Source organism: Acinetobacter guerrae, assembly GCF_009372255.1.
Classification (GTDB): Bacteria; Pseudomonadota; Gammaproteobacteria; order Pseudomonadales; family Moraxellaceae; genus Acinetobacter; species Acinetobacter guerrae.
Genome location: NZ_LXGN01000056.1, coordinates 334,907 through 360,816 on the forward strand (window position 1 = coordinate 334,907; position 25,910 = coordinate 360,816).

22 protein-coding genes are annotated in these 25,910 nt (G+C 39.8%); 15 read left to right on the top strand and 7 right to left on the bottom strand.

The window, feature by feature from the left end; genetic code table 11:
• Positions 1–124: 124 nt before the first annotated feature.
• From A7A69_RS14895 to A7A69_RS14915, 5 genes are all read left to right on the top strand, one after another.
• Positions 125–607, top strand: a complete 483-nt coding sequence (locus A7A69_RS14895) for a pilin (RefSeq protein WP_152878368.1) — start codon at positions 125–127, stop codon at positions 605–607.
• A 59-nt stretch (positions 608–666) separates the two neighbouring features.
• Positions 667–2,334 carry a PglL family O-oligosaccharyltransferase gene (locus A7A69_RS14900; RefSeq protein WP_338325137.1) on the top strand — a complete coding sequence of 556 codons (1,668 nt, stop codon included), beginning with the start codon at positions 667–669 and terminating at the stop codon, positions 2,332–2,334.
• Positions 2,331–3,077, top strand: coding sequence for a TfpX/TfpZ family type IV pilin accessory protein (tfpZ, locus tag A7A69_RS14905; protein WP_152878372.1), 747 nt, complete (start codon positions 2,331–2,333; stop codon positions 3,075–3,077). Before A7A69_RS14900 ends, tfpZ begins: the two co-directional genes overlap by 4 nt.
• Before the next feature lie 75 nt (positions 3,078–3,152).
• Positions 3,153–4,817 (top strand): PglL family O-oligosaccharyltransferase, encoded by a 1,665-nt coding sequence (locus A7A69_RS14910; protein WP_152878376.1) that lies wholly within the window; start codon positions 3,153–3,155, stop codon positions 4,815–4,817.
• Between the two features lie 218 nt (positions 4,818–5,035).
• Positions 5,036–5,548: a hypothetical protein gene (locus A7A69_RS14915; protein ID WP_152878378.1), complete on the top strand. Its 513-nt coding sequence runs from the start codon at positions 5,036–5,038 to the stop codon at positions 5,546–5,548.
• Positions 5,549–5,614: 66 nt separating this feature from the next.
• Here the strand turns inward: A7A69_RS14915 and fadA are convergent, their stop codons facing one another.
• Both fadA and fadB read right to left on the bottom strand, forming a co-directional pair.
• Complete coding sequence (gene fadA, locus A7A69_RS14920) at positions 5,615–6,787, bottom strand: acetyl-CoA C-acyltransferase FadA (RefSeq protein WP_152878380.1); 1,173 nt, start codon at positions 6,785–6,787, stop codon at positions 5,615–5,617.
• A gap of 12 nt (positions 6,788–6,799) precedes the next feature.
• Positions 6,800–8,953, bottom strand: coding sequence for a fatty acid oxidation complex subunit alpha FadB (gene fadB / locus A7A69_RS14925; RefSeq protein ID WP_152878382.1), 2,154 nt, complete (start codon positions 8,951–8,953; stop codon positions 6,800–6,802).
• Between the two features lie 500 nt (positions 8,954–9,453).
• On the opposite strand from fadB, the gene lpxO reads away from it, so the two are divergent.
• The 7 genes from lpxO to A7A69_RS14960 all read left to right on the top strand — a co-directional run bounded on the left by lpxO (position 9,454) and on the right by A7A69_RS14960 (position 16,109).
• Positions 9,454–10,398 (top strand): lipid A hydroxylase LpxO, encoded by a 945-nt coding sequence (lpxO, locus tag A7A69_RS14930; RefSeq protein ID WP_152878388.1) that lies wholly within the window; start codon positions 9,454–9,456, stop codon positions 10,396–10,398.
• Positions 10,399–10,570: 172 nt separating this feature from the next.
• Positions 10,571–10,990 (top strand): PH domain-containing protein, encoded by a 420-nt coding sequence (locus A7A69_RS14935; protein ID WP_152878390.1) that lies wholly within the window; start codon positions 10,571–10,573, stop codon positions 10,988–10,990.
• 117 nt (positions 10,991–11,107) lie between these two features.
• Complete coding sequence (gene uvrC / locus A7A69_RS14940) at positions 11,108–12,907, top strand: excinuclease ABC subunit UvrC (protein ID WP_187349238.1); 1,800 nt, start codon at positions 11,108–11,110, stop codon at positions 12,905–12,907.
• Between the two features lie 136 nt (positions 12,908–13,043).
• The gene (locus tag A7A69_RS14945; protein ID WP_152878392.1) at positions 13,044–13,838 is read left to right on the top strand and encodes a thioesterase family protein; all 795 of its coding nucleotides are present in this window, start codon (positions 13,044–13,046) and stop codon (positions 13,836–13,838) included.
• A gap of 111 nt (positions 13,839–13,949) precedes the next feature.
• Complete coding sequence (gene pgsA / locus A7A69_RS14950; protein ID WP_010588585.1) at positions 13,950–14,537, top strand: CDP-diacylglycerol--glycerol-3-phosphate 3-phosphatidyltransferase; 588 nt, start codon at positions 13,950–13,952, stop codon at positions 14,535–14,537.
• 106 nt (positions 14,538–14,643) lie between these two features.
• Positions 14,644–15,504, top strand: a complete 861-nt coding sequence (locus A7A69_RS14955; protein WP_151980492.1) for a methylated-DNA--[protein]-cysteine S-methyltransferase — start codon at positions 14,644–14,646, stop codon at positions 15,502–15,504.
• Complete coding sequence (locus tag A7A69_RS14960; RefSeq protein WP_152878394.1) at positions 15,501–16,109, top strand: alpha-ketoglutarate-dependent dioxygenase AlkB family protein; 609 nt, start codon at positions 15,501–15,503, stop codon at positions 16,107–16,109. Before A7A69_RS14955 ends, A7A69_RS14960 begins: the two co-directional genes overlap by 4 nt.
• Before the next feature lie 17 nt (positions 16,110–16,126).
• Here the strand turns inward: A7A69_RS14960 and A7A69_RS14965 are convergent, their stop codons facing one another.
• Positions 16,127–17,920: an ABC transporter ATP-binding protein gene (locus A7A69_RS14965; protein ID WP_120370664.1), complete on the bottom strand. Its 1,794-nt coding sequence runs from the start codon at positions 17,918–17,920 to the stop codon at positions 16,127–16,129.
• Positions 17,921–18,212: 292 nt separating this feature from the next.
• The gene (locus tag A7A69_RS14970; protein ID WP_152878396.1) at positions 18,213–18,989 is read right to left on the bottom strand and encodes an IclR family transcriptional regulator; all 777 of its coding nucleotides are present in this window, start codon (positions 18,987–18,989) and stop codon (positions 18,213–18,215) included.
• Between the two features lie 486 nt (positions 18,990–19,475).
• Between A7A69_RS14970 and A7A69_RS14975 the strand changes: the two genes are divergently transcribed.
• The 3 genes from A7A69_RS14975 to A7A69_RS14985 all read left to right on the top strand — a co-directional run bounded on the left by A7A69_RS14975 (position 19,476) and on the right by A7A69_RS14985 (position 22,847).
• Positions 19,476–21,566 (top strand): FUSC family protein, encoded by a 2,091-nt coding sequence (locus A7A69_RS14975; protein WP_152878398.1) that lies wholly within the window; start codon positions 19,476–19,478, stop codon positions 21,564–21,566.
• Positions 21,559–21,765 carry a DUF1656 domain-containing protein gene (locus tag A7A69_RS14980; protein WP_120370667.1) on the top strand — a complete coding sequence of 69 codons (207 nt, stop codon included), beginning with the start codon at positions 21,559–21,561 and terminating at the stop codon, positions 21,763–21,765. Before A7A69_RS14975 ends, A7A69_RS14980 begins: the two co-directional genes overlap by 8 nt.
• A gap of 83 nt (positions 21,766–21,848) precedes the next feature.
• Positions 21,849–22,847 carry an HlyD family secretion protein gene (locus A7A69_RS14985; RefSeq protein WP_120370668.1) on the top strand — a complete coding sequence of 333 codons (999 nt, stop codon included), beginning with the start codon at positions 21,849–21,851 and terminating at the stop codon, positions 22,845–22,847.
• A gap of 56 nt (positions 22,848–22,903) precedes the next feature.
• On the opposite strand, the gene ruvX is transcribed toward A7A69_RS14985, so the two are convergent.
• The 3 genes from ruvX to recN all read right to left on the bottom strand — a co-directional run bounded on the left by ruvX (position 22,904) and on the right by recN (position 25,708).
• Positions 22,904–23,347 carry a Holliday junction resolvase RuvX gene (gene ruvX, locus A7A69_RS14990; protein WP_152878400.1) on the bottom strand — a complete coding sequence of 148 codons (444 nt, stop codon included), beginning with the start codon at positions 23,345–23,347 and terminating at the stop codon, positions 22,904–22,906.
• Positions 23,340–23,894 (bottom strand): YqgE/AlgH family protein, encoded by a 555-nt coding sequence (locus tag A7A69_RS14995; RefSeq protein ID WP_120370670.1) that lies wholly within the window; start codon positions 23,892–23,894, stop codon positions 23,340–23,342. Before A7A69_RS14995 ends, ruvX begins: the two co-directional genes overlap by 8 nt.
• A gap of 152 nt (positions 23,895–24,046) precedes the next feature.
• Entirely contained in the window at positions 24,047–25,708 is a 1,662-nt protein-coding gene (gene recN, locus A7A69_RS15000) for a DNA repair protein RecN (RefSeq protein ID WP_152878403.1), read from the bottom strand.
• Between the last annotated feature and the right edge of the window lie 202 nt (positions 25,709–25,910).

The window sequence follows — 25,910 nt, forward strand, 5'->3', positions numbered from 1 at the left end:
AAAAACTTTTTATAAACTACTGTTTTTTCTTCTGAAATGATTATAATCAGAGTTGGCATATTTTATGCTCATATAAATTAGCTTACAAAGCTTTATAAAAAATACACAATTCGTGGAGAATGTTATGAACGCACAAAAAGGTTTTACCTTAATTGAGTTGATGATCGTCGTGGCGATCATTGGTATCTTGGCAGCAGTTGCACTGCCTGCTTATCAGGATTATACGATCCGAGCTAAAGTATCTGAGGCTATTTTAGCTGGTTCAACTTGTCGTACAGCTATTTCAGAAGCGTACCAATCGGCAGCTAGTTTACCAGCTGCTAATGGTTACGGCTGTGAGCAAAATGTTACTGGCGCAGCAGCTTCAAATCCATCAAAATATGTATTATCTGTAACTACAGGTGCGGATGGCGCAATTACTGTAACTACAACAGGTGAAACTAGTTTAAAAGATGCGGGTTCAAAAACAATTCTTATGACTCCTTTAGCTGCTGGTGGTGGAGCTGCTGCTCTTAATACACCTGTAGGTGCTTGGAGATGTGGTGCTGGGGCTGGTGCTACTGGTATGCCTGTTAAATATTTACCAGCTTCATGTCGTGGTAATTAATATTTAGATTTTTTGAAAAAGGGATATTTTTAATATCCCTTTTTTACTGGTATATATCTGTGAAAAAAAACATTTATTTTTTAGTATCGATTTTTATAGTTATTGGTTTTTCTTTTTTATTGCCTAATCACTATTATCCCTGGATTTCAAGCTGCCAAGATTTTTCAGCCTTTTTAGCATTGGCTATAATATTTACTTTTTGTCTAAAAAAAAAATTCGTATTAGACCTAAAATTTTTATTCATTTTATTTATTTCTTTAGTTCCTCTAATTCAAATTTTGTTTCATAAAATATATTTTTTAGGCGATGGTTTTATTGCTTTTATTTATATAGCGTCATTTGGTTTAGGTTATATAGTAGCTCTAAATTTAGGAAGAAAAGATGGTATAGCGCCGTATCTATATTTTATTTCAAATATCTTTATTTTTAGTTCAGTTGTTTCACTTTATATTATTCTAAAGCAATGGCTGCTATTAACAAATGGTGGAATCTGGATGGCAGATTTACCGCCTAACGGTCGCCCCTTTGCAAATTTTGGTCAACCCAATAATTGTGCGACTTTTCTGTGTATAGGGCTAATGGCATGTTTATATCTATACGAAAAAAAATATATTAATCAGTTTTGTGGAGTATTACTTACAATCTTCATTTTATTTGGAATTACGCTCACTCAATCTCGTACAGCATGGGCGTTTACACTTGCTTTTTTAATTTGGTGGTTTTGGAAAACTCGATATTTTCAGACTCGATTATCTAAATATTCAGTTTTTTATTTTGTAGGAATATTCCTCTTTTTTATTTTTACAGTTCCCTATATTTCTGATTCTTTAGGTGTTACCAATACAGTAGATGCAGTCACACGGGCAAGTTCGGGTTATTTAAGAATCCCAATGTGGCATCAAATGTTATTAGCAATCAAAGAGCAACCCTTATGGGGATATGGCTGGAATCAAGTGAGTGTTGCTCAACTTTCGGTTTATCTGGATTATCCAACCACTGAGTGGACTGAACATAGTCACAATATTCTTTTGGATTTACTGATCTGGAATGGTATTCCATTGGGGCTTATAATTATTGGTTTTTTTACATGGTGGTTATATCGTTTAAGTCAATTGGCAATATCAATTGAGCCTTTTATTGCGCTTTCAATGATTGGGGCGGTATTGGTACATGCCATGCTTGAATATCCATTAGATTATGCCTTTTTTCTATTGCCTGTAGGCTTTTTACTAGGTTTAGTACAAGCTCAAGATAAAACGATAAAGATAATTGAAATTCCAAGAACAGTGGTAGCAAGTTTATGGGCTATTTTCGTTGTTTTATATATTTGGATCTTTGTTGAATATCAAATCATAGAGAAAGATGTGCAGTTGGTTCGATTCGAGGCACTTAATATCGGTACTTTACATGCAGAGCATGATGCACCAGATGTGATTTTACTGACGCAATTAAGAGAGCAAATAAGATTTATTCGTACGCCACCTAAGGAAAATATGACCCTTGATCAGTTGGATTGGATGAGAAAAGTAGCTTATCGTTATTCAACTTCAGCCGCTTTGTATCGTTATGCACAGGCTTTAGCACTTAATCATCAATCTGAACTTGCAAGAAAACATCTATTAATTTTAGAAAAACTGCATGGTCAAAAATATAGTGTTGAGTCGTTATATCAAGTTAATCAATCTTTGGCCTTTGAATGGCAAAATAAAAGTGGATCTAAACCATGAACGATCGTTTATCTAAGAGACAAAAGTTCTTTTTAGGGCATTTAGGCTTATCTTTGTCATTAGCTGTCATTATTTTAATGTGGGTATTTTTCTGTTGGTATCCATCTCCATTAGCTAAAGCTGTGGGCGTGACTCACATCTTTTTAATGATGCTGGCAATTGATGTAATTGTCGGACCAGTTCTTGGTTTTATTGTTTATAAAGAAGGGAAAAAGACCCTTAAATTCGATCTAAGTATTATTATCTTAATCCAAATTTCTGCATTATGTTATGGGGTTTATAGTATTGGTCAAGGTCGCCCTGCATGGTTGGTGTATAACGTTGATCGTTTTGAGTTGGTGCGTAATAATGAAATTATTGATCAAAATATCCAACGTGCGAAACCTGAATACCGACACCCTTCTTGGTTTAAACCACAATATGTAGCGACTGCATTTGCTCAAGATATTAAAACCCGTAATGATGATATGTTCGCAGAAGCACTGGGTGGGGTTTCTTTAGCGCAAAAACCTGAGCGTTATGTGGCTCTTAGCGAAGTAAAACAACAGATACAACAACGTGCCCAAAGTTTAAATGAACTAAATCAATTTAACGCTAAACAGGATACAGATAAAATCTTAAAGCAATATCCTGAAGCAGATAGTTGGGTTCCACTAAAAGCTAACACAGTCGATATGGTCGTTTTAATGAATAAAGAAAAAGGCCAAGTGGTTAAAATTGTCGATTTAAGGCCATGGAAGTAAGAGAGGATTTTCCTCTCATCATTCATCAGAAAAATCCGTGTATAATCCCCACACCCCATTTTTCGCACTATACCTATGCGCGCTTTTTTCCTGCTTTTAGCGTCTATCCTCATTAGCCTTGCATGGCTATCTCCCGATCATGCTTTTCCATGGCTGACATTTTCCAGTGAAATGCTGAGTTTTGCAGCCGTGCTGAGCTTATTGGCGGGACTGTGTGATCAAAACTTTAAAGTTCCTAGAATTCAATGGATCGCTTTAGCAAGTACCCTTATTCCATTAATTCAATGGATGTGTGGGCTAGTTTTAGATCTAAGTAGCGCTCTGTTATTTAGCTTTTATTTACTAGGTTTCTGGTGGGTGACATTAGCAAGTTATAACCTTGCTATACAAAGTGATCGAAAAAAGCTTTTTACTCGTATTTGCTATGTTCTAATGATAAGCAGTGTTATTTCCAGTGTGATAGCGGTATTGCAATGGCTGAATCTGGATCAACATATTTATGGGGTAATGGAACTTCGAGCAGGCAATCGCCCATTTGCTAATTTTGCCCAACCGAACAATATGTCGACCTTTCTGGTTATGGGGCTGATGGCATGTTTGTATTTATTTGAACAAAACAAACTCAGAAAATTATTATTAATTTCAGCATCAGTTGCTATTTTATTTGCAATCGCTTTAAGCCAATCACGCACCGCTTGGGTGGTGTGCTTATTCTTTATGGTTTACTGGTCGTATAAAACCTATAAATACCCAGTGCGTTTACGTATACCTTATATGCTACTTTGGGTGATCGGCTTTATTGCCATGATCTCCTTGCTACCAAGTTTATCTAGTTTTATTGCATCTCTAGGTGCAGAAAAAGTGGTTGAGGCGAGTTCAGTTGCCGAACGAGCAACTTCGGGCTATTTGCGTTTTGATATTTGGACGCAAATGTTATTGGCAATTCAGCAGCATCCCTTAAGTGGTTCTGGCTGGGGGCAAACCAGTCTGGCACAGCTTACGGTGTTTAATTTACATCCATCGCATGAATGGGTGACCAGTGGACATAATATTTTGCTAGATATTATCGTCTGGAATGGTTTACCGCTTGGTCTATTGATCATTGGTTATATGACGTGCTGGATTTTATGGCTGAATCACAAAGCAAAAAGCTTGGAGTCTGTTGTTGCTCTACTTATGGTGAGTGCCATTTTAATTCATGCCTTACTCGAGTTTCCGTTGCGGTACGCCTATTTTTTATTTCCTTTGGGTTTCTTACTTGGCTTCGTACAATCACAATCTCCTGAACTTAAAGCATCAATTTTGTCCAAGTATGTAGTGAAGGGTGTTGTTGTTGTCGGTAGTATTTTGATGCTGCTGATTTGGCGTGATTATACGGTGTATAAACTCAATAATGGCTTGGCTTTTCGTGGTGAACAGCCTACACAAACCGTGTGGGGAAGTACCGATATTTATGTGCTGACACAATTTAAAGATCGTATGCTTTGGCTGCAAATGAATCCCACTATGCAATTGAGTGATGAGGAACTGATTCAACTGGGTCAAATGGTAGAAAATCGCGCGTCGCCTTATAATTTACATAAGTATGCACAGCTTTTACTGGCAAATGGCAAGGCACACGAAGCAGGGCAATATTTGTATTATTTAAATATGTTGCATCATGAGCAATACACACTTCAGGATTTAAGTGCCGAAAATGCAGCATCTGCGATTTATGGTGAAGATGAAAAGAAGCGTTAAATACAAACTTTTAGTCAAATGGAAAATCTCTGCCTTGAATCACACGAATGAACTCAACATTGGCGGTAATATTATTTGTAGGTTTATCATGAGTCATTAAATGACTTTACCGTTTATCTGGGTTCTGATGAGTCAAATGTGACTTTGGTGTAGCCTATTTAATGATGCTTTTATTTAATTTACCCTTTTTAAAGGGTGAATGATGTTTGGAGCAAGCAATGAATATTCTAAAACCCTCAGTCTTGATTTATGTATTCGCTTTATTAGCGATGCCCATTGTTCAGGCAAAAGAGGTGACTTCCTTACCCAGTATTCACGTCATGGCGGAATCGGAGTTGCGAGAAGAAGCTGGTATTGTTCCTTTTCAAGAAGATAAAGCAGTACGTCAGGCGCTTAGACATCATATTGATAAAATCCAAAATGAGATACAAAATCCTAAAGTTAATCAGAACCCTTATATCGCGATTGATTATCAACCTTCAACTTCACCTGATATGAGTCAACTTTCTCCATTTTTGCAGCAATATATTTTATCGATTACATCGGGATTGCAGTCATCAGATCCAGCCAGTGGTATCTTTAATATGCTTGCACCTTTAAATATCAACCGAAATAATGTCGATGCATTTCGTGATGGTACGATGAAGGTGAATTTAGAGGATATTTTGAGATTGCAGCAACAAATTAAAGATGGATTGAATCCTCCGCAAAACCCTTGGTTTCCGCGTTAAAAATCTTATCTTAGTTATAAAAAATCCCCGCAATGTGCGGGGATTTTTATTTTATCTTAGTGTCGATTAAACACGTTCAATAATTGTCGCGATACCTTGACCAAGACCAATACACATTGTCGCAAGACCGATTTGTGTATCTTGTTGCTCCATCACATTCAACAAAGTTGTTGTGATACGAGCACCAGAACAGCCTAACGGATGACCAAGTGCAATTGCACCACCATTTAAGTTGATGATGTCTTGCTTGTCATACACGCCTAAACCTTTCATGACTGATAAGCCTTGAGCAGCAAATGCTTCGTTTAACTCGATGGTTTGGATGTCTGCCATGCTTAAACCAGCACGTTTAAGTGCTTTTTGAGTTGCTGGTACAGGACCATAACCCATGATTGCAGCATCACAACCTGCAATTGCCATTGAACGAATGACGGCACGTGGTTTTAAACCTAAGTCTTGCGCACGTTGAGCAGACATGAGTAGCATTGCAGATGCGCCATCAGAAAGTGCAGAAGACGTCGCAGCTGTAACTGATCCGCCTTTAGGATCAAATACAGGTTTCAATGCTTTAAACGCTTCAAGATTTGCATCTGGACGAATCACTTCATCAATATCACATAGGATTTTGAAGCCAATGGCATCGTGACCTTCAACACCTACGATTTCGTTTTTAAAACGACCTTCTTGTGTTGCAGCCCATGCACGACGGTGAGATTCAACACCAAATGCATCTTGTTCTTCACGAGAGATACCATTCATGCGACCTAACATTTCAGCAGTTAAGCCCATCATGTTTGATGCTTTGGCATAGTGTTTAGATGCTTCAGGGTTAAGGTCGATGCCGTGCATCATCCCAACGTGACCCATGTGCTCTACACCACCAATGATGAACACATCACCTTGATTGGTTGCAATTTGTGCAGCCGCAGTGTGGATTGCCTGCATAGATGAACCACAAAGACGGTTGATCGTTTGACCACCAGCCGTTTTAGGGATATCAGCCAATAAACCAATATTACGAGCAATGTTCATACCTTGCTCTAAAGTCTGGTTTACACAGCCCCAAAGTACATCTTCAACTTCATTGGTATCAAACTGGTTACGAGCAACAAGGGCACGTACTAATTCAGCAGATAAACTGTCGGCACGTACATTGCGGAACATACCGTTACGTGATTTGCCCATGGCAGAACGAACGCCATCAACAATCACAACGTCACGTGGATTTAAAGTAGCCATTCACGTCGCTCCTTAACCGTAGAATTTTTTGTTGTTAGCAGCCATGTCACGCAACATTTGTGGCGCTTCATAAGCTTTACCTAAGTGTGCATATTTGTCGCAAAGCGCAACGTATTCAGCAACACCTGTCTGATCGATGTAACGGCATGGACCACCACGGAATGGAGGGAAACCAATACCCATAATCATCGCCATATCTGCTTCACTTGGTGTTGCAACAATATTGTCTTCAAGGCAGCGAACGGTTTCATTGCACAATGCAAGCATCATGCGGTCGATGATTTCTTGTGCATCAAACTCACGTTTTTCACTCGTTGCCATAGATGCAACAAGTTCATAAGCAACTGGATCAACCGTTTTTGCTTTTTTGCCTTTACGATCTAATTCGTACTTGTAGAAACCAACGTCATTTTTTTGACCAAGACGTTTGTTTTCATACATGACTTCAATCGCACCCTTATAATCAGGTTTCATGCGATCAGGGAAGCCTTCAGCCATGACTTCTGCGCCATGTACACCTGTATCGATACCAACAACATCGATTAAGTATGCAGGACCCATTGGCCAGCCAAATTTCTCCATGACTTTATCGATTTGCTGGAAGTCAGCACCATCTTTAAGTAAGAGATCAAACGCACCAAAGTAAGGGAATAACACACGGTTTACAAGGAAGCCTGGGCAGTCATTGACTACGATAGGGGTTTTACCCATTTTCTGAGCCAGAACGACAGTCGTTGCCACAGCTTCTTCAGAGGTCTGTTCACCACGAATGACTTCAACCAGTGGCATCATATGTACTGGGTTAAAGAAGTGCATGCCGACAAAGTTTTCAGGACGTTTTAATGCTTTAGCCAAACGAGTGATCGAAATGGTTGAAGTATTTGAAGCAATAATCGTGTTATCACGTACTTTTGACTCTGTATCAGCAAGAACAGCTTCCTTGATTTTAGGATTCTCAGTTACTGCTTCAATGACGATATCGACTTCTTTAAACTCATCATAGCTTAAAGATGGGCGGATACGCGCCAGAGTTTCACCCATTTTAGCAGGGGTTAATTTTTTGCGTTCAACTTGTTTGGTTAATAAACCATTGGCTTCTTTCATACCCAGTGCAAGTTGTGGATTACCAATATCTTTCATGATAATTGGTGTACCTTTGCTTGCTGCCTGATACGCAATACCACCGCCCATAATCCCAGCACCCAAAACGGCTGCCTGATTCACAGGATGGGCACCTTTTTCATGTTGTTTAGACGCTTTTTTCACGATCTGATCATTAATGAATAGACCAATCAAAGCACCTGCTTGAGGAGTAACTGCTGCTTTGGCAAATCCTTCAGCTTCAGCTTTAAGTGCATCATCACGCCCAAGACTTGCACCTGCTTGTAATGAATCAAGCATAAGTTTAGGAGCAGGATATTGCGCAGGATTCGCTTTAGCCAGCACAGCACCTTTAGCTGAATTGAACGCCATCATTTGTTCGAGTGGATTCAGTTTTACAGGTTCAAGTTTTTCCTGACGTTTTGCTTTCCAGTCTAAACGACCTGCAAGTGCTTGTTTCACCAAGTCAATCGCAGCTTCTTGCAATTTATCTGCTGTAACTACAGCATCTACTGCGCCATCTTTTAGTGCAGCAGCAGGTTTCTTCGGTACAGCCATCGCAATCCATTCAATGGCATTGTCGATACCAATAACACGGCTTAAACGAACCGTACCACCAAAGCCTGGGAAAATTCCTAGCTTGATTTCTGGTAAGCCTACTTGTGCTTGTTCTGACATGACACGGTAGTCGCAGACCAGACACATTTCAAAACCACCGCCCAAAGCCATACCATTAATGGCAGCGACTTTAGGAATATCTAAATCTTCAAAGCTATTGAAAATTTCATGAACGGGCAAAGCCCAATCAACAATGGCTTTTTCACCCTGAGCAAAGTTTTGTCCAAATTCGGTAATGTCTGCACCGACAATAAATGTCGATTTGCCTGAAGTGACGATTAAGCCTTTAATTTCAGGATTGGCTTTAACCGCTGCAATCGCTGCTTGAAAATCTTCAATAGTTGCTCGGTTAAATTTGTTGACTGACTCACCTTGTAAGTCAAAGCGGAATTCTGCAATTCCGTCCGAAAGCATTTGGACGGTAATGGCATTGCCAGCGTGGATCATGCCTGATCTCCTTTATTTTGGAGGACTTCTACGTTGATGTGATGAAGCGTGTATGCATTTGCTGCACACAGTTATGCTCCGCTAATCTTACGATAACTATATCCAAAAACAGCATAACAAGTTGTATCAAGCCGTGACGCAAGGGTCATCTATTTTTGTTACCTGTTATTGCGAGTTTTTAGAAATGACGTTCCATAAGTATAATGGTAGATAATGAACTTCCTGTTTCAATTCAAGTTTTTTCGTTATATCTGTGGTTTTTATAATAGATTCAACTCAAAAAAAGTAGCCCTATTTTTGTAACCATTCTGTCAAAAAGGTCAACTCATTTAAATTATTATTGCAATAAACTTATAAAAAAATGCCAGAAAGCAGCAAGGGTAGCGTTTTGAGTTCTACTTTTGCTAGAATCTTTCGCCATTAAAATTGAACCTGAGCAGACCAAAGCCTAGCATTTAGGGCCTCTCCCAAGTCTGCCATATTTTGAAAAGAGTAATAGTATGATTAAGTGGATCATATTAGCGATATTTGTGATTTCTGCCTTGTATATCCAGAATCGTGGAAAAGTACGTCATTCGTTCTATCGTCAATTTTTTGATCATTCAACTATATTGGCCCCAATTAATTTTTTGATGTACATCTTTTCAAAAGTCCCGAATCAACCTTATATCGATACCCAGTATTTTAAAGATTTAAAAGTGCTAGATGATAACTGGGAAATGATTCGCGATGAAGCAAAAGCTTTGTATGCACAAGGTGGGATAAAAGCTTCAAGTACTTATAATGACTTGGGTTTTAATTCATTTTTTAAAACTGGTTGGAAACGCTTTTATTTAAAATGGTATGACTCGGCGCATCCTTCTGCTGCTGAACTTTGTCCGAAAACAACGGCTTTATTGAAAACTTTACCTACGATTAAGGCTGCCATGTTTACTGAACTTGCACCACATAGTCGTTTGGTGCGGCATCGTGATCCTTATGCAGGGTCATTACGTTATCATTTGGGTTTGATCACGCCTAATGATGATCGTTGCTTTATTGATGTCGATGGGCAAATTTATTCATGGCGCGATGGCGAAAGTGTCGTATTTGATGAAACCTATATCCACTATGCTGAAAATGGTACAGATGAAAACAGGATTATTTTCTTTGCAGATGTTGAACGTCCACTGAAAACCCGATTGATGGAAAAGTTCAATCACTGGTTTGGTAAAAATGTCATGACGGCTGCTAGCTCACCCAATGAAACAGGTGACCAAACGGGCGGTTTAAATAAAGCATTTGGTTATGTTTATCAACTTCGCTTAAAAGCCAAGGCTTTAAAGGCTCAAAACCGTAAATTATACTATTTCCTGAAATGGTTTTTGATGCTCGGAATTTTTTTCCTGATCTTTATTCGACCTTATATGTCACAAATTATCGAATTTTTCCAAAAGCCAATGTAATAAAATGCCCGAAAGGGCATTTTTTCTAAGTATAAAGTAAATGTTTTGAACAGAGCATGATCAATGATTTTGTATATTCTTTACCCTTGCAATATGTTCATGAGAAGATAAAGCTAGATCTACAAATGAAGTAAAATTTTAAAATTAATTGATATTGATTGGGGAGTTGAGCATGCAGACCTTTCGCTCTAAAAAAGACTGGTGGATATTGGGTTTCATCATTGCAGCAACAGGAATTTTATTGCAAATGCTTTGGAGTATGCAGCTCAGGGGAACATTGGAAGAATACCCAGAACACGGCATCGTGTATGCGTTGGTAATTGTGATGATGTGGTGGCCTGTTGTGAATACACGTTATGTTGTGACTCAAGATTATCTGATCATTCATAGTATGTTTTTGAAATGGAAAATTCTACGAAACCAAATCCAGAATATTACGCCAAGCAATAATCCTTTATCGTCTCCTGCATTATCACTGGATCGACTCAAGATCGATTATCAAAAAGATGGAAAAAACAAATCTGTGTTGATTTCGCCTAAAGATAAGCAGAAATTTATTAAAGTATTACAGCTTGATCATCAAGCTAATTAAATAGGTGGCTTTTGGGAGTGAAAATGTTTCTTTCCTGCAAACAATAATATAAATGCTTGAAAAGAGAATGTTTGAGCACAACATACACTGATGTAGCCAAAGGAAAGCCAAGATACAGTGAATTCAAACGCCCGCCCACATATTGAAAAAATTCTTGCTCATATGACCCAATTACCCGGCGTTTATAAAATGCTAGGTAAAGAGGGTGAACTATTATATGTAGGCAAAGCCAAGAATCTAAAAAATCGGGTGTCGAGTTATTTTGTTAAAACCATTGATCACCCTAAAACTCAGGCATTGGTTGCACGTATCTATGATATCGAAACATTGGTCACACGTTCAGAAACAGAAGCTTTATTACTAGAACAAAACCTGATCAAGCTGCATCGTCCACCGTACAATATCATGCTGCGGGATGATAAATCCTATGTGTACATTTTTGTTTCGGCAGATAAACCTTATCCACGTATTGCCAGTGGACGGGGCAAGGGAAAGCATCAGGTCGGGAAGTTTTTTGGGCCTTATCCAAGCGCTTACAATGCCCGAGATACTTTATTGGTGCTGCAAAAATTATTTAATGTACGTCAGTGTGAAAATAGTTTTTTTTCGCAACGCAAACGTCCTTGCCTGCAATATCAAATCAAACGCTGTACGGCGCCTTGTGTGGGTTTGATTTCTCCACAGGATTATAAGGAAGATGTGGATAACTCCATCCGTTTTCTACAGGGCGATACCAGAGAACTCAATCAGGAACTGATTGCGAAAATGGAGCAGGCGGCAGAACAGCTTGAATTTGAAAAAGCGGTCTTTTATCGTGATCGTTTGGCATTGTTACGTGAAGTTCAAGCGCAGCAAGCAGTGTTTAAAGTAAAAGGTGAAGCAGATATTTTGGCGATTGCGCATCAAGCAGGAGTGACTTGTGTGCAGATTATGCATGTGCGCAATGGTCGCATGTTGGGTGGCAAAAGTTACTTTCCAGATATGCTCAGTGATGATTTAGGGCAAATGCTGAGTGACTTTATGGCTAACTTTTATTTTCAGGTGGCAGATGAAGTTCCAAGTGAGTTAATCATTAATGTCGCATTGCCTGACAGCAAAGAGTTGGAACAAGCGCTACATACCGAATTTGAGAAAAAAGTACAGATTAAACATAAGGTACGTGAAACTCGTGCTGAGTGGTTAGAGCTTGCTCAGATGAACGTGCAGCATGCGATCAAAGGTCAACTGAGTAATCACCTAGAATTGAATGAACGTTTTCACCAATTAGAACAAGTGGTGGGACGACCGATTGATCGGATTGAATGCTTTGACATCAGTCATACCATGGGCGAAGCACCGATTGCATCGTGTGTGGTCTTCGATCAGGGCGGCGCACGTAAGCGTGATTATCGTCAGTTTGCGATTCAGGATATTACGGGTGGCGATGATTACGCTGCTATGCGCCAAGCCTTAACACGCCGATATAAAAAGCATTTGTTGCCTGATTTACTCTTGATTGATGGTGGTAAAGGACAACTGCATATGGCGATGGAGGTGATGCAAGATTTGCAACTGGATGCCTTTATGGTGGGTGTATCTAAAGGCGAAGGACGTAAACCGGGACTTGAAACGCTGCATTTTACCGATGGCACCAAAATTCAATTACCAGAAGATCATAAAGCATTGCATTTGATTCAACAGGTGCGTGATGAAGCACATCGTTTTGCGATTACCAAACACCGTGCTAAACGTGATAAACGCCGTGCAGGTTCAGTGTTAGAAGCGATTCCCGGGCTTGGGCCAAAACGTCGCCGCGATTTACTGACACACTTTGGTGGAATTCAAGGCGTACTTAAAGCCTCGGAAAAAGAGCTGACTTTAGTTCCCGGACTTGGTCCAGCAATGGCGCGAACCATCTATAAAATTCTGCACGAATAATATTTGATCTCTTTTGTGGGAATGACAGTACCGCCAAAGAGTGACCAAAATATTCAATGACTCATGCGTCAATGATCATTTACATCTATAAAAAAGCATCACAATATGTGAAAGATCAATAAACTGGAAAAATAACATGTCACTCGCAACGTTATTTCATGAAATTGAACAACAGGAATGGATTGATTTACCTGATGGATGGTTACAGGGCCGCACAATTTTTGGTGGTCTGGCCGCAGGGGTTTTAATGCATAAAGCATTGTGTACCATTCAGGATGAAACCAAGCGTTTATTGAGTTGTAGTATTACTTTTGTCGGGCCAGTACAGTCGGGGAAAGCACGTTTATCGGCTGAAATTTTACGTCAAGGCAAGTCAGTGACCACAATTGAAGTACGGTTATGGCAGGAAAATGCAGTACAAAGTATTTTGATCGCAAGTTTTGGTACAGATCGAGAGTCGAGTATTCATGTCCGTCAGGAACCTATGATCCCTGCTTATCCACAACCTGAGCAATTAGCACCATTACCTTTTGCTAAAATGATGCCAGAATGTTATCAACATTTTGAACTACGCTGGGCAGAAGGAAAATATCCTATGATGGGGAGTTCAACGCCAGACTTTGGTGGATGGGCCAGATTTGCCCCAGAGCAGGAAGCGAATCGTAAAATGACTCTGGCAGATTTTGTAACTTTGACTGATATCTGGCCACCCGGTGTACTCAGCATGTTTAAAACACTTGCACCAGCGAGCTCATTGACTTGGCATATAACATTTATTCATTCTTTAAAAGAGCAACTACATGACTGGTTTAAATATAAAGTCGTCACTGAATATGCCGAGCATGGTTATTCAACCGAACATGCCTATGTCTGGAATGAACAAGATCAATTGATGGCGATTTGCCGTCAGACAGTTACTGTATTTGCCTAGTCGACACTATTGGGTATTTCGTATAAAGTTGGGTGTAGAAAATATCTTGCCTTTTTTTAAATGTTGCATACGCCGAATGGCGGCAATGAGGGGAATAAACTGGCGATGTCTATGACAACAGGACGCATCCTGAATATCCCAAATATCTTAACTCTTGCGCGAATTGCGCTTATTCCAGTGTTTTTATTAATTGCTTACTGGCCACCTGCGATTGGAATAAATGAGCACGAGGGAAGCTTTTTTAGGCATCTGATTTTGACTGCAATCTTTGTGCTAGCTGCAATTACCGATTGGTTTGATGGTTATCTGGCTCGCGCATTGAATCAAAGTTCGGCTTTTGGGCGCTTTTTAGATCCAGTTGCAGATAAGTTAATGGTGGCAGCAGCTTTGATTGTATTGGTGCAATGGCAACCGACTATTGCAATGGCTTTTGCCGCGATTGTGATCATTTCGCGTGAAATTACCGTGTCTGCATTGCGTGAGTGGATGGCCGAATTGGGAGCAAGAACCAATGTTGCTGTGTCTACTGTAGGTAAATATAAAACGGCATTTCAAATGATTGCGATCAGTGTCTTTTTACTTAACTGGCAACCACTTGAATTACTGGCCTATGCATTATTATATACAGCTGTTATTTTAACCTTATGGTCGATGTTTATTTATTTAAAAGCGGCATGGCCGTATCTTAAACAGCCTTAAGTCTCTAAAGCCTTTCTGATGAAGGGCTTTTTATTGAGTGCAAGAATCGGGTCGTCAGGGTCTAAGCTTTGATTTACAGTAAAACTGAATATAGGAGTTTTTGACGATGAAAAACTTATCTTCCAGTCAGTTTGCTGTGATCGCGAGTATGATTGAATATGCTTACCAGCATTTTGATGATCAGCCAAGTCTTGAGCAAATGGCTGCAACTGTAGGTTTAAGTCCGAGTTATGCACAGCGTCAGTTTCAGCAATGGGTGGGTATAAGCCCAAAAAAGTTTGTGCAATACTTGAGTTTGCAACGAGCCAAAGCTTTATTGAGTCATCGCTATAGTATTTTAGATACTGCACTTGAAACAGGCCTGTCTGGAACTGGACGTTTGCATGATTTATTTGTACACATTGAAGGAATGACACCTGGAGAATACAAGCAGCAGGGTGAGTCGCTGTTGATTGATTATTCCTGCGAAAAAACGCCTTTTGGCGACATTTTTATTGCCAGTACCGATAAAGGCATATGCTCCATTCAATTTTTATCAGACTCATCTTCGGATTTGATCGCGCTTGAGCAATTGCAACAGCGTTTTACTTTAGCTGAATTTCAGCAGCAATCCACTCAACTGCATCAGCAGGTTGTTGGCTGGTTTCAGCATGATTTTAAGTTTAATTTACAGCAAAAAATTCCATTACGTTTACAAGGCACATCTTTTCAGCTCAAAGTCTGGGAAGCGCTTTTAACTATTCCAGAAGGTCAATTACTTAGTTATCAGCAGGTTGCAGAAAAAATTGGTCATCCTAAAGCAGTTCGTGCAGTTGCCAGTGCCGTCGCACAAAATCCGATAGCTTATCTGATTCCGTGTCATCGTGTGATTCGATCTACAGGTATGATTGGTGAGTATCACTGGACAAAAGCACGTAAACTGGCACTTTTGTCGTGGGAAATGGCGAAGCAGGAGCAGGCTTTATGACACTTGATTTATTTGCTCCAGAACCACAAATAAATTTGCTGCCCTATGAGGGGGAAGTGCAGGATTATGGTCTATTCCTCAACCCTGAACAGGTTGAGTTTTACTTTCATTATTTGCTTGAACATTTGCCTTGGCGGCATGATGAAGCCAAACTTTATGGAAAACATTTTATTACGCCACGTAAGGTCGCGTGGTATGGCGATGCACATTATCGCTATGCCTATTCGGGTGTCATGCGCGACTCATTGCCGTGGGATGATCAGTTATTTACATTAAAGCACGATATTGAGCATTTGCTTGGAGAGCAGTTTAATTCTTGTTTGGCCAATTTATATGAAGAAGGTACACAAGGAATGGCGTGGCATAGCGATGGAGATATGTCTCTGGCTGAAAAAACCACAATTGCCTCTTTGAGTTTGGGAGCGACTCGAAAATTTTGTTTTCGGCATATAGATACCAAAGAAAAAATTGAAATGCTGCTGCAATCTGGTCAGCTCATCGTCATGCGGGGTGTCACCCAACAGCACTGGCAACATGCGATTATGAAGTCACAAAAAATTTTGCAGCCCCGTATCAATTTAACCTTTAGACAGTTTTTGCTTTAAATCGTTTTACCATAGTTTTAACTATGGGTTTCTTCGTCTTCAAGAGTTTTGGCAATTTTGTCGATATTTAAACTTTTCGCCATGGCATCAAAGATATCTTTATACACCCCAGTTTGCAAATACAACTGTTCGTGTTCACCATGTTCCACAATTTCACCATCCTGCATTACATACATATAATCGGCATCGATAATTTGTGACAAGCTATGTGAAATCATAATCACGGTACGACCTTGTTTGATTTCATCCAGACTTTGCTTAATTTGCTCAGTGGCAATGGCATCCAGACTTGCAGTCGGTTCATCCAGAAAAATAATTGGTGGGTCTTTTAAAAACATACGAGCCAGTGCGATACGTTGTTGTTGTCCACCTGAAAGCATCAGTGCATCGGTATCATAACCTTGTGCCAAATGACTAATTTGATCATGAATAGATGCTTTTTTTGCTGCAACAATGACTTCATCCAGACTGGCATCCATTTTTCCATAGCGGATATTGTCCAGAATGGAACCCTGAAAAATATGATTTTTTTGCAGTACTAGGCCAATATGATCACGTAAATAGTGCGTATCGATCTGATTGAGATTGACTCCATCTAGTAGTATTTCGCCAGATTCAGGCAGATAAAATTTATCGAGTAAACTAATTAACGTAGATTTTCCCGCACCCGATAGTCCGACTAACGCCGTAATTTTATTTGGCTGTATCACCATATTGATATTTTTTAATGCCTGATGTCCATTTTCATAACTAAAATTGACATGTTTAAGTTCAAATTGTCCGTGAATGGTAGGTTTGAGATGACCACTATCTTCAATTTCGTCATCGGCATTTAAAATTTGAAAGAAACTTTCTGAATAAATCATGGCATCATTGACTTCATCATAAATTCGATGCAGCGAACGAATGGGGGCAGAAACATTATTGAACAACAAAATATGGTACATGATCATTCCAATACTCATTTGTCCTGCCAGAACAAAATAAGAAGTCAGGATAATAATCAGCACAATGCCAATCTGTTCAAGAAAAGTTTTGACGCCATCAAAAATAAAACTGGTCTGACGGGTATGCATTTGATTGTCAGTCAGATCGCGCTGTAGCTTAAGTTGCTTTTCGGCTTCTATTTCTTCACGATTAAACGATTTAATTACGGTAATCGACTGGATAATGCCTAAAATACCCTGACTCTTTTTTTCACGACCATCACGTAAACGACGTCGCCATCCCCCCAGTTTTTGTGCTTGTTTAAAGGTTAACCAAAAATAAATTGGAACAATCATTAATGCGACTAGACCAATCCAGAAATTGGCGTAGAACATAAGTCCCAAAGCAATAATCGCACTGGTAAATAGCGGTAAAATATCAATAAAGAAAATTTGTACCAGACGAGTCAGCGAGCCAATCCCCCGATCAATACGGGTTTGCAATTTGCCTGCCTGATTTTTTTCCTGATTAAAAAAAGTCAGACGATAAGTCAGAAACTTCTCAATAATGCCTTGTGCCAAATCTTGCGAAACATAAATACGCAGTTTTTCACCGTAATATTTTTGTCCAAATTGAACTAAGGCATTGAGGATTTCTTTACCCAGTAAGATCGCTGAAATCGTAGCTAAAATAATCCAGCCTTCGTTGAGTCCTTTTCCTGCTTCGACCAACGCATTAATCCGATCAACTGCATATTGCAGAGTGAGCGCATTGACCTGAGCCGTAAGTGCGCCAATCAACGTTAAAATGAGTGTGGCGATGACCAATAGCCGATATGGTCGTACAAAAGGGCGTAATTGTTGAAAAAGATGCCAGAAATTCATGTGATCTTTATTGTTGTATGGCTTAGAGTCAATCTACATTAGCTTCAGTCTAAAAAGCAAAAATAAGATGTTCAAGAGGGTGTTATGTAACAAGAAAAAAAGCCCATGAAATCAACATGAGCTTTTTACTCTGAGGAGGAGTATCTTCAAATGAAAATGACTTAATTTCATGGAAAAATTAAGCGATATTGAAGAGTAGTTTCATTATATGAGAATATGAATAATTTTTCAAATGGTATATCTAATAAAAATTAGATCAATTGTCATATTCCGTTAAAGTTGCTATTTAGCCTTATACTTTCTCATTTTGAGAAAGTGTTAAAAATCTATGCTCAATTTGTGCTGCATTGCTTTTCAAAATTTCAATAAGCTTGTCGATATTAATAAATTCAAAACGATTTTTTGAAGCCACAATAGTGAGTGCTAAAGGTGATTCTTTATTGGTGGACAGCTTAATCGGCACAGATAAGCCTGAAACATTGGGATCAAGTTCGCCGTGAGATAAGTAGTAACCCTGCTTTTTGATTTTCTTCATGCGTGTAAGAAAACTTTCTTCATCCTGCGCAAAGCCAACCTCAGCCAGTTGTGTTGCAAAACGATAATAATAATCTTGAATCTGGCGTTTAGGCAGTTGAGCAATAATCACTTTAGGTGATGAACCCATATAAACAGGACGTGGACAGCCTCGCCCATAGGAAAGTAGATCGGTGTTGCGGAAAACTTCATGATGAATATCAATACAATAATCACGATTCAAATGTGTCAGCAAACAACACAATTCGATACGTTCAGCAATTTCCTGCATAAAAGGGCTACTAATTTGTACCAGAGGATCTGTGGTACGTGAAATATAGTCCAATACTGCAATTTTTGAACCCAGTGTGTAATCACCTGAAGTACCACTGATGCGCTGTAAAATATCAGCAGAAACCAGTTCTTTTAAATAACGGTAACTTGTGGGTTTAGATAAACCCAATTCATCACAGATATGATCGACGTTAATCACAGGCCGTGATACCGAAAATAAATCCAGAACCGTTAAAATTTTGCCAAAGCTTGAAAGCGCCATGATTACCTACTTTGCTAAAGAACCATCAGAAACACGTGCATAATCGTCTTTTATAACAAATTGTGCCACGCCTTGCAGTCTAATTTCATGAGCCATTACTTCTTTGAATTATTAAAAATCGACAAAGTATAAAGCTTAAAATTTGATTAATTATCATAATAAGATATTTTGTTGACTATTTTTAGTTTTTTTGTCAAAATTATTTAGATAAAATATCTAATGAAGAAAGTTGCTAATGTGCTTTTTTCACCCCATCTATGATTGGTCTCTAAATGTCATATTTAGCTTTTACGACAAAAAATATGTAAAAGTTGAATTTTTGACGCTGTATTTAGCGATAATCTGACTATTTAAATGATCTTTAGCTAGCAGTTGTAAGCTTTTAGCATGCAACCCTTTTAGACTATTGCTGTTTAAAAGTGCAATGCGCATATTGATCATGAGTATAAACTAAACATTATGGAATCCTTGTTTTGAGATCGTTTCATGTTATTTAAACAGATACTGGCCTTTAGACCGTCGCGAATGGATTTGATTTTTGCAGTCAAAACCTTTATCGCGATGATGTTGGCTCTGTATACCGCATTTGTTTTGGACTTAACTTATCCAATGTGGGCAGCAGGGACAGTCATCATTATCGCACAGCCTTATGCGGGTATGGTGTCATCCAAAGCTCTGTATCGTCTTACGGGCACAGTGTTGGGTGGGATTCTGGCTATTTTCTTTACGCCACGTTTGATTGACATGCCAATTCTCTTCACATGTATTCTGGCGATATGGGTTGGTTTTTGCTTATATATTTCATTGTTAGATCGTACACCAAGAAGTTATGTCTTTATGTTGGCGGGTTATACCACCGTCATGATTGCCTGTAGTTCGATTTATAATATAGATAGTCACAGTGTTTTTGACATGGCCTTAAGTCGGGTGTTAGAAATTTCAATCGCTGTGATTTGTAGTGCAGTTGTCTCTGCAACAATTTTTCCTGCACATTTAGGCGCACAGCTTCAGCAACGTGTGCAAAAAACATTGGATGATACCCGTGATGTATTCACCAGTATTATGACCGATCAGAAACATAGCCAAAGTTATACTCAGCTCTTGGGAAGTATTGCCCGCGATACAACTGATATTCATGGTCTTGCAGTGCATCTGGCGTATGAAAGCGGTGAATTGCACGGTATGACTAAACCGATACAGGAATTATTGCATCAGGAAACTATGGTCGTCGCTAATCTGGTCTCAATGTCCGAACGGATTTATCAACTCGATCAGATTGATTTGGAATATCGACGCAGTTTAGTGGTTTTATACGAGCATGTACTGCAATTTTTACGTGGGCAAACGGATATTGAAGATGATCAATTAAATCAGTTACCACCTGAATTTGAACAAGATTTTGAGCAACTATTTAGTCTATCAACACCAGCACAAATAGTGATGATGGATGCTCTGAAAATGGACACTCGTCATTTTATTCAAAATGTCATGGCAGTGAAATTATTATGGCAATTGATCCAGCGAGGGGAAAAACGTATTCCGACCACGATCGCTGCGATCACAACTCAATATCCAAGTTTGCATCGTGATCATGGTATTGCAGTACGTAGCTCTGTTGCTGCGGCATTGGCGACAGCGACTTCATTTTTAATATGGATTTATACAGGTTGGCATGCTGGCTATATGATGGCACAACTAACGGCGGTAAGTGCATGTATTCTCTCCATGTTAGATGACCCGATTCCTGCATTGAAAACGTTTATCCGAGGGTCGATTTATGCAGCCATACTCACTATTTTTTATGCTTTTACCATCATGCCACAGGTACATGAGTTCTGGCAGTTAGCACTGGTTCTTGCACCACTTGTGATTTATCTGGCGAGTATGTTTCCAACACCCATGCTCATGATGCTGGCGCTCCCAATGCTAATTAACTTTATTATGAGCTTAAATCTGCAAAACCGTTATGCGATGGACGCTGTTATTTTAATGGATACGGCAATGGCAGGCGTGATCGGGCCGATCATCTCGATTCTGGCCATTTATTTTATTCGGTCTATGTCTCCAGAAACCAGTGCAAGGCGTATTTTGAGTTTGCATTATCGGGCATTGAGAGAGGCGCTTTACATTCCATATGGCGTGAATTTTCGTATTCATTTACGCAGTATGTTAGATCGGATTGGGATATTAAATAGTAAACTGGTACAGTCAGCCGAGTTAAAGCACGCCATGAATCTTGCGCTAATCGAAACCAGTGCTGTGATTAATCTCAGTCGTATTGCCGAGTTGAGCCAGAATAATAAAACACTGCCAGAACTAAAACAGGCCTTGAGACATCTACAACAGTTGCTCGAAGCCAGTTTTCGCGATCAGGAAAAAAATATCGTGCTGGATAGCGTGCTAAAGGCTAAAGTTCTTGCTCAAATTGATTATATTGAAACATTGGTCTTGAATGAGCCAGATATTGAAGTGAGACATCGGATTCAAATGGGTATGAATAATATTCGTAGTAGTATTTTCCATGTACAAAAAAATGATTCAGATAAGCAAGTGTTAAACGGAGCAGTACATGGGTGAATTGAATCTGTACGGCGTTTATGTCCCGACACTGCTAATTCAGGCAATTTTGGCCTACGTGTTATTCAAAATTGTGACTTTGGCGACCAATCGATTGATTGAGGCAGGCTGGATTGGATTTTCAGGTATTTTTAATTTAAGTCTATATGTGTTGATGTTGATGATTGTGCATTGGGTATTTTTAACGATTCAGACGTGATATCTCTGTAGTTAATAAAATGAATGTGCCATGAGTCACAAAGGTTTTAACGAAAGTTTAAGGCGAAATTTAAGGTAAGCAACATGAGTTCTTTTGATGCACGGAAAATTGTCCGTCCACTGGTTACACTGGTCATTGCGATATTAGCGATTTTTGTCATTGTTCATTTGTGGAATTACTATAACTCCGCACCGTGGACACGTGATGGGCGAGTCCGTGGCGATGTGATTCAGGTTTCTTCGGATGTATCTGGTTTAGTCACTGAAGTGCTGGTACAGGATAACCAGACAGTAAAAAAAGGACAGCCTTTATTTCGGATTGATGTGGCACGTCAACAACTAGATGTAGAGCAGGCTCGTTCTGATCTAGCCAAAGCCAAAGCAGGTCTTGCTCAGGCTGAGGCGAATGAGATTGCTGCAAAGGCCAATCTTGAGAAATCCCGTGCGACAACACAACTCGCTGAAAAAAATGCAGCGCGTTACTCAAACTTGATGGACGGTGCAATCTCTAAGCAGGAACAAGATCAAATGTATGCAACACGTGATCAGTCCAAAGCTGAAGATGCACAAATGACAGCAGCGATTGAGCAAGCGCAGGCGACCATTAAGCAGGAACACGCATTAATCGAAGTTTCGCAGAGTGCATTGAATCTGGCATTGCTTAATTTAAAACGTTCAGAAGTTATTGCACCTGCAGATGGCACATTATCCAACTTTAGCTTACGTGTTGGTAATTATGTCAAAATTGGTGACGCGGTTGCGGCATTGGTCGATCGTGAGCAGCTTTATGTGGTGGGTTATTTTGAGGAAACCAAACTCAATCATATTCATGTAGGTGATAAAGCGACAATTCAGCTTATGGGTGATTCACAAAAAATTCGTGGACATGTACAAGGGATTGCCAGTGGGATTGAAGATCGTGAGCGTTCTAGTAGTTCAACCCTACTTGCCAATGTTAATCCTACATTTACATGGGTGCGTTTGGCACAACGTGTACCCGTTAAAATTGTTCTAGATGAAACCCCTAAAAATGCCTTGGCATTTGTGGCAGGTCGTACTGCGACAGTAAGGATTGAAAACTAAAACGCCGTTTAACTTTGCTTACCTTAAAACAGGCTGGTCAATACCAGCCTGTTTTTTTAGGGTTGAATACCTTGAGGATGATGATACCAACTCTGAATCAAAAGAGCTGCGGCTAAACTATCTGCCGATAGACGCTTACCACGTCCCTGATGATGGTAATGGTCTAATTCATCACGTGCTTCACGAGTGGTCAAACGCTCATCGACCATCCATGTTTCAATATTGGTCTGATGGCGTAAACGTCGTGCGAATTTACGCGCTCGAGTAGACAATTCTGATTCAGAATCATCCATATTTAAAGGTAATCCGACCAGAAATAGGTTCGGCTGCCATTCTTTGACAGTCTTGAGCAATTGATCCCAGTTTGGAATTCCATCTTTCATGGGAAATAAGGCCAGTGGATTAGCACTTTCAATAGCGGATTGACCGACTGCAATCCCCATTTTTTGTGTGCCAAAGTCAAAGGCCATAATCATGTGCATACTTACAGTTTCAGGCATGACCAATCTCGGAAGAGAGCCATGTCCGATCTACTCCAAGCTTCTTGTACGCAGCATCCCAACGCACGTCATAGGGTAAATTGAAGATGAGATCCATATCGGCATCACAGACTAACCAGTCGCCTCGTGAAATTTCACTCTCAAGTTGATCTTTGCTCCAACTGGCATAACCCAGTGCAATTTGGTAACGCCCGACCCCTTCGTTATGTGCAATCGCATCTAGAATATCTTTACTTGTGGTAATACATAGGTTTTCACCCACCGCAATAGAGGAGTGCCAAGTGGGCTGTCCAGTATGCAATACAAAACCTGCTTCAGGGCGTAAAGGGCCACCTTGTAAGACTTCGTGAGGTTGTACATGGTCGGCATCGATATCCAGATCATTGAGTAATTCTTTGACTTGGATTCCAGACGGACGATTGATAATTAAACCCTGCGCACCTTCTTCATCGTGACGTGCCAAATAAATAACAGTATTTGCAAAAAAATCATCGGCCATTTCTGGAGGAGCAATCAGACAGCGGTGTGTCAAATATTGTTTGGTCACCTAAGCGGTTCTCCTTAAAACGTGGTCGCTTTTGTATCGATATAGGATGTTCTTATCAACATACAAGAGTAAATGGATTTCGCCAATCATTTTTCAGTGATTTACTACAGAAAAATGATGTCGATAAAAGTCAAAAATGTGTGATGAAAAGATTAGCTGTGTTGAAATTTGAGTTGGCGTAATTGTTTGGCATGTTGCAAGGTTGTGTCGTTGATCTCGACACCGCCTGACATTCTGGCAAGCTCTAGTACGCGCTGTTGTTCATCTAGCTCGATAATGGTACTGCTGGCTGGATCGGTTTGTTGTTTTTTTACCAGTAAGTGTTGATCAGACTGTGCTGCAACTTGTGGCTGATGGGTAATACAAAGAAGTTGTACATGTTGTGCCAAATCTGCCAGTAAACGACCGACCACTTCGGCGGTACCGCCACTAATTCCGACATCAATTTCATCAAAGACCAAAGTTTCTGCTTCAGTTTTTTCAGCATTCATCACCTGCATGACCAGTGCAATACGTGATAATTCACCACCAGAAGCGACGCGCGCCAAAGGCTGCGGAGGCATCCCTTTATTTGCTGTAAATAAAAGCTGAATAAAACTTAGCCCCTCGGCATTGGGTTGTTCCAAAGGTTCAAACTTAAATTCAAAATGTGCCTCTGGCAGTGCCAATGGTTTAACTTGTTCTGTTAATTGTTTGGCTAATGGAATTGAGGCGTCACGGCGAATTTGATCGAGGTGCTGTGCTTTCTCCAAAAAGATACCATGTGCAATTTCAACTTGCTCAGCCAATGTTTCAGGATCTTCTAGTTGGTGTAGCTTTTCCAGTTCAAGCTGCCAGTTGTCATATTCCTGTTTAAGTTCTTCGGGCTGAATACGATATTTGCGAGCCAGTCGATGGAAAACTTCCAGATGCGTATTTAACTCTTCCATTCGCTCTGGATCAAAACTCTGACGATCCATGAATTGACGTAGATTTGAAGTCGCATCGTCTAACTCACTTTGTGCATTGACGATCGAATTATAAATTTCAGAAAGTTGCTCGCTACGACCCGAATGCGTTTCAATTCGTCTTAAAATAGACGCTAATTCCTGATTAATACTCGGTTCAGCTTCATCTAGCGCATTTAAACTATATGCACAGTCCTGCATGATATGTTCATGATGACTGAGACGATCAAATTCCTGTTCAGTTTCTTTATAATCTGTTTGAACAATATCTTCGAGTTCTTCGAGTTGTAGTTCTAGCGTTTGAATACGTTGCAGACGAGTTGCCTGAGCATCTAGTGCTGATTGATGTTGGCGAATTGTGGCTTGCCAATTTTGATAAGCTTCTTTCACTTCCTGAGCAGGTTGATAAAAATTACGATAACGATCTAACCAGTGCTTAGGGTAGGGTGGCTCAAGCAATTGTTGTTGGCTATGTTGACTATATAGCTGCACCAACAAACGCCCCAGTTCTTTGAGTTCCGATAAACTACTTGGACGGCCGTTAATCCATGCTTTACTGCGCCCTGTTGCAAAAATTACACGACGCAGATGAATTTCACCCGTATCATCATCTAGCTCATGCTCTTTGAGCCAATATGACTCTGGACTTTGCGGCTGATAACTGAAACTTGCAGTAATATCAGCTTTTTCTGCACCATAGCGAACATAATTGGTATCTGTGCGCTCACCTAAACAGGCAGAAAGTGCATCTAGCAGAAGCGATTTTCCTGCACCCGTTTCACCTGTTAAGACATTAAATCCCTGTTCAATATCGAGTACAAGGTGATCAGCAAGCGCAAAGTTAATCAGTGTTAAATGAGTCAGCATACACGCGTCCAGAGCGTTAGTATTTTTTGTTTAAGATAGATAAATTTTATCGTAGCCACAAGGCATAAACTTAATAAAATGCCACGAGTGCATGGCATTATTAAAATTATTGCTTATGCAGTTTAGCAAGATTTAAACTGAATAGAAATGTTGTTGAAATCGACTCCATTTATTACAAATCTGTCATAAGATTGTCTTGCTT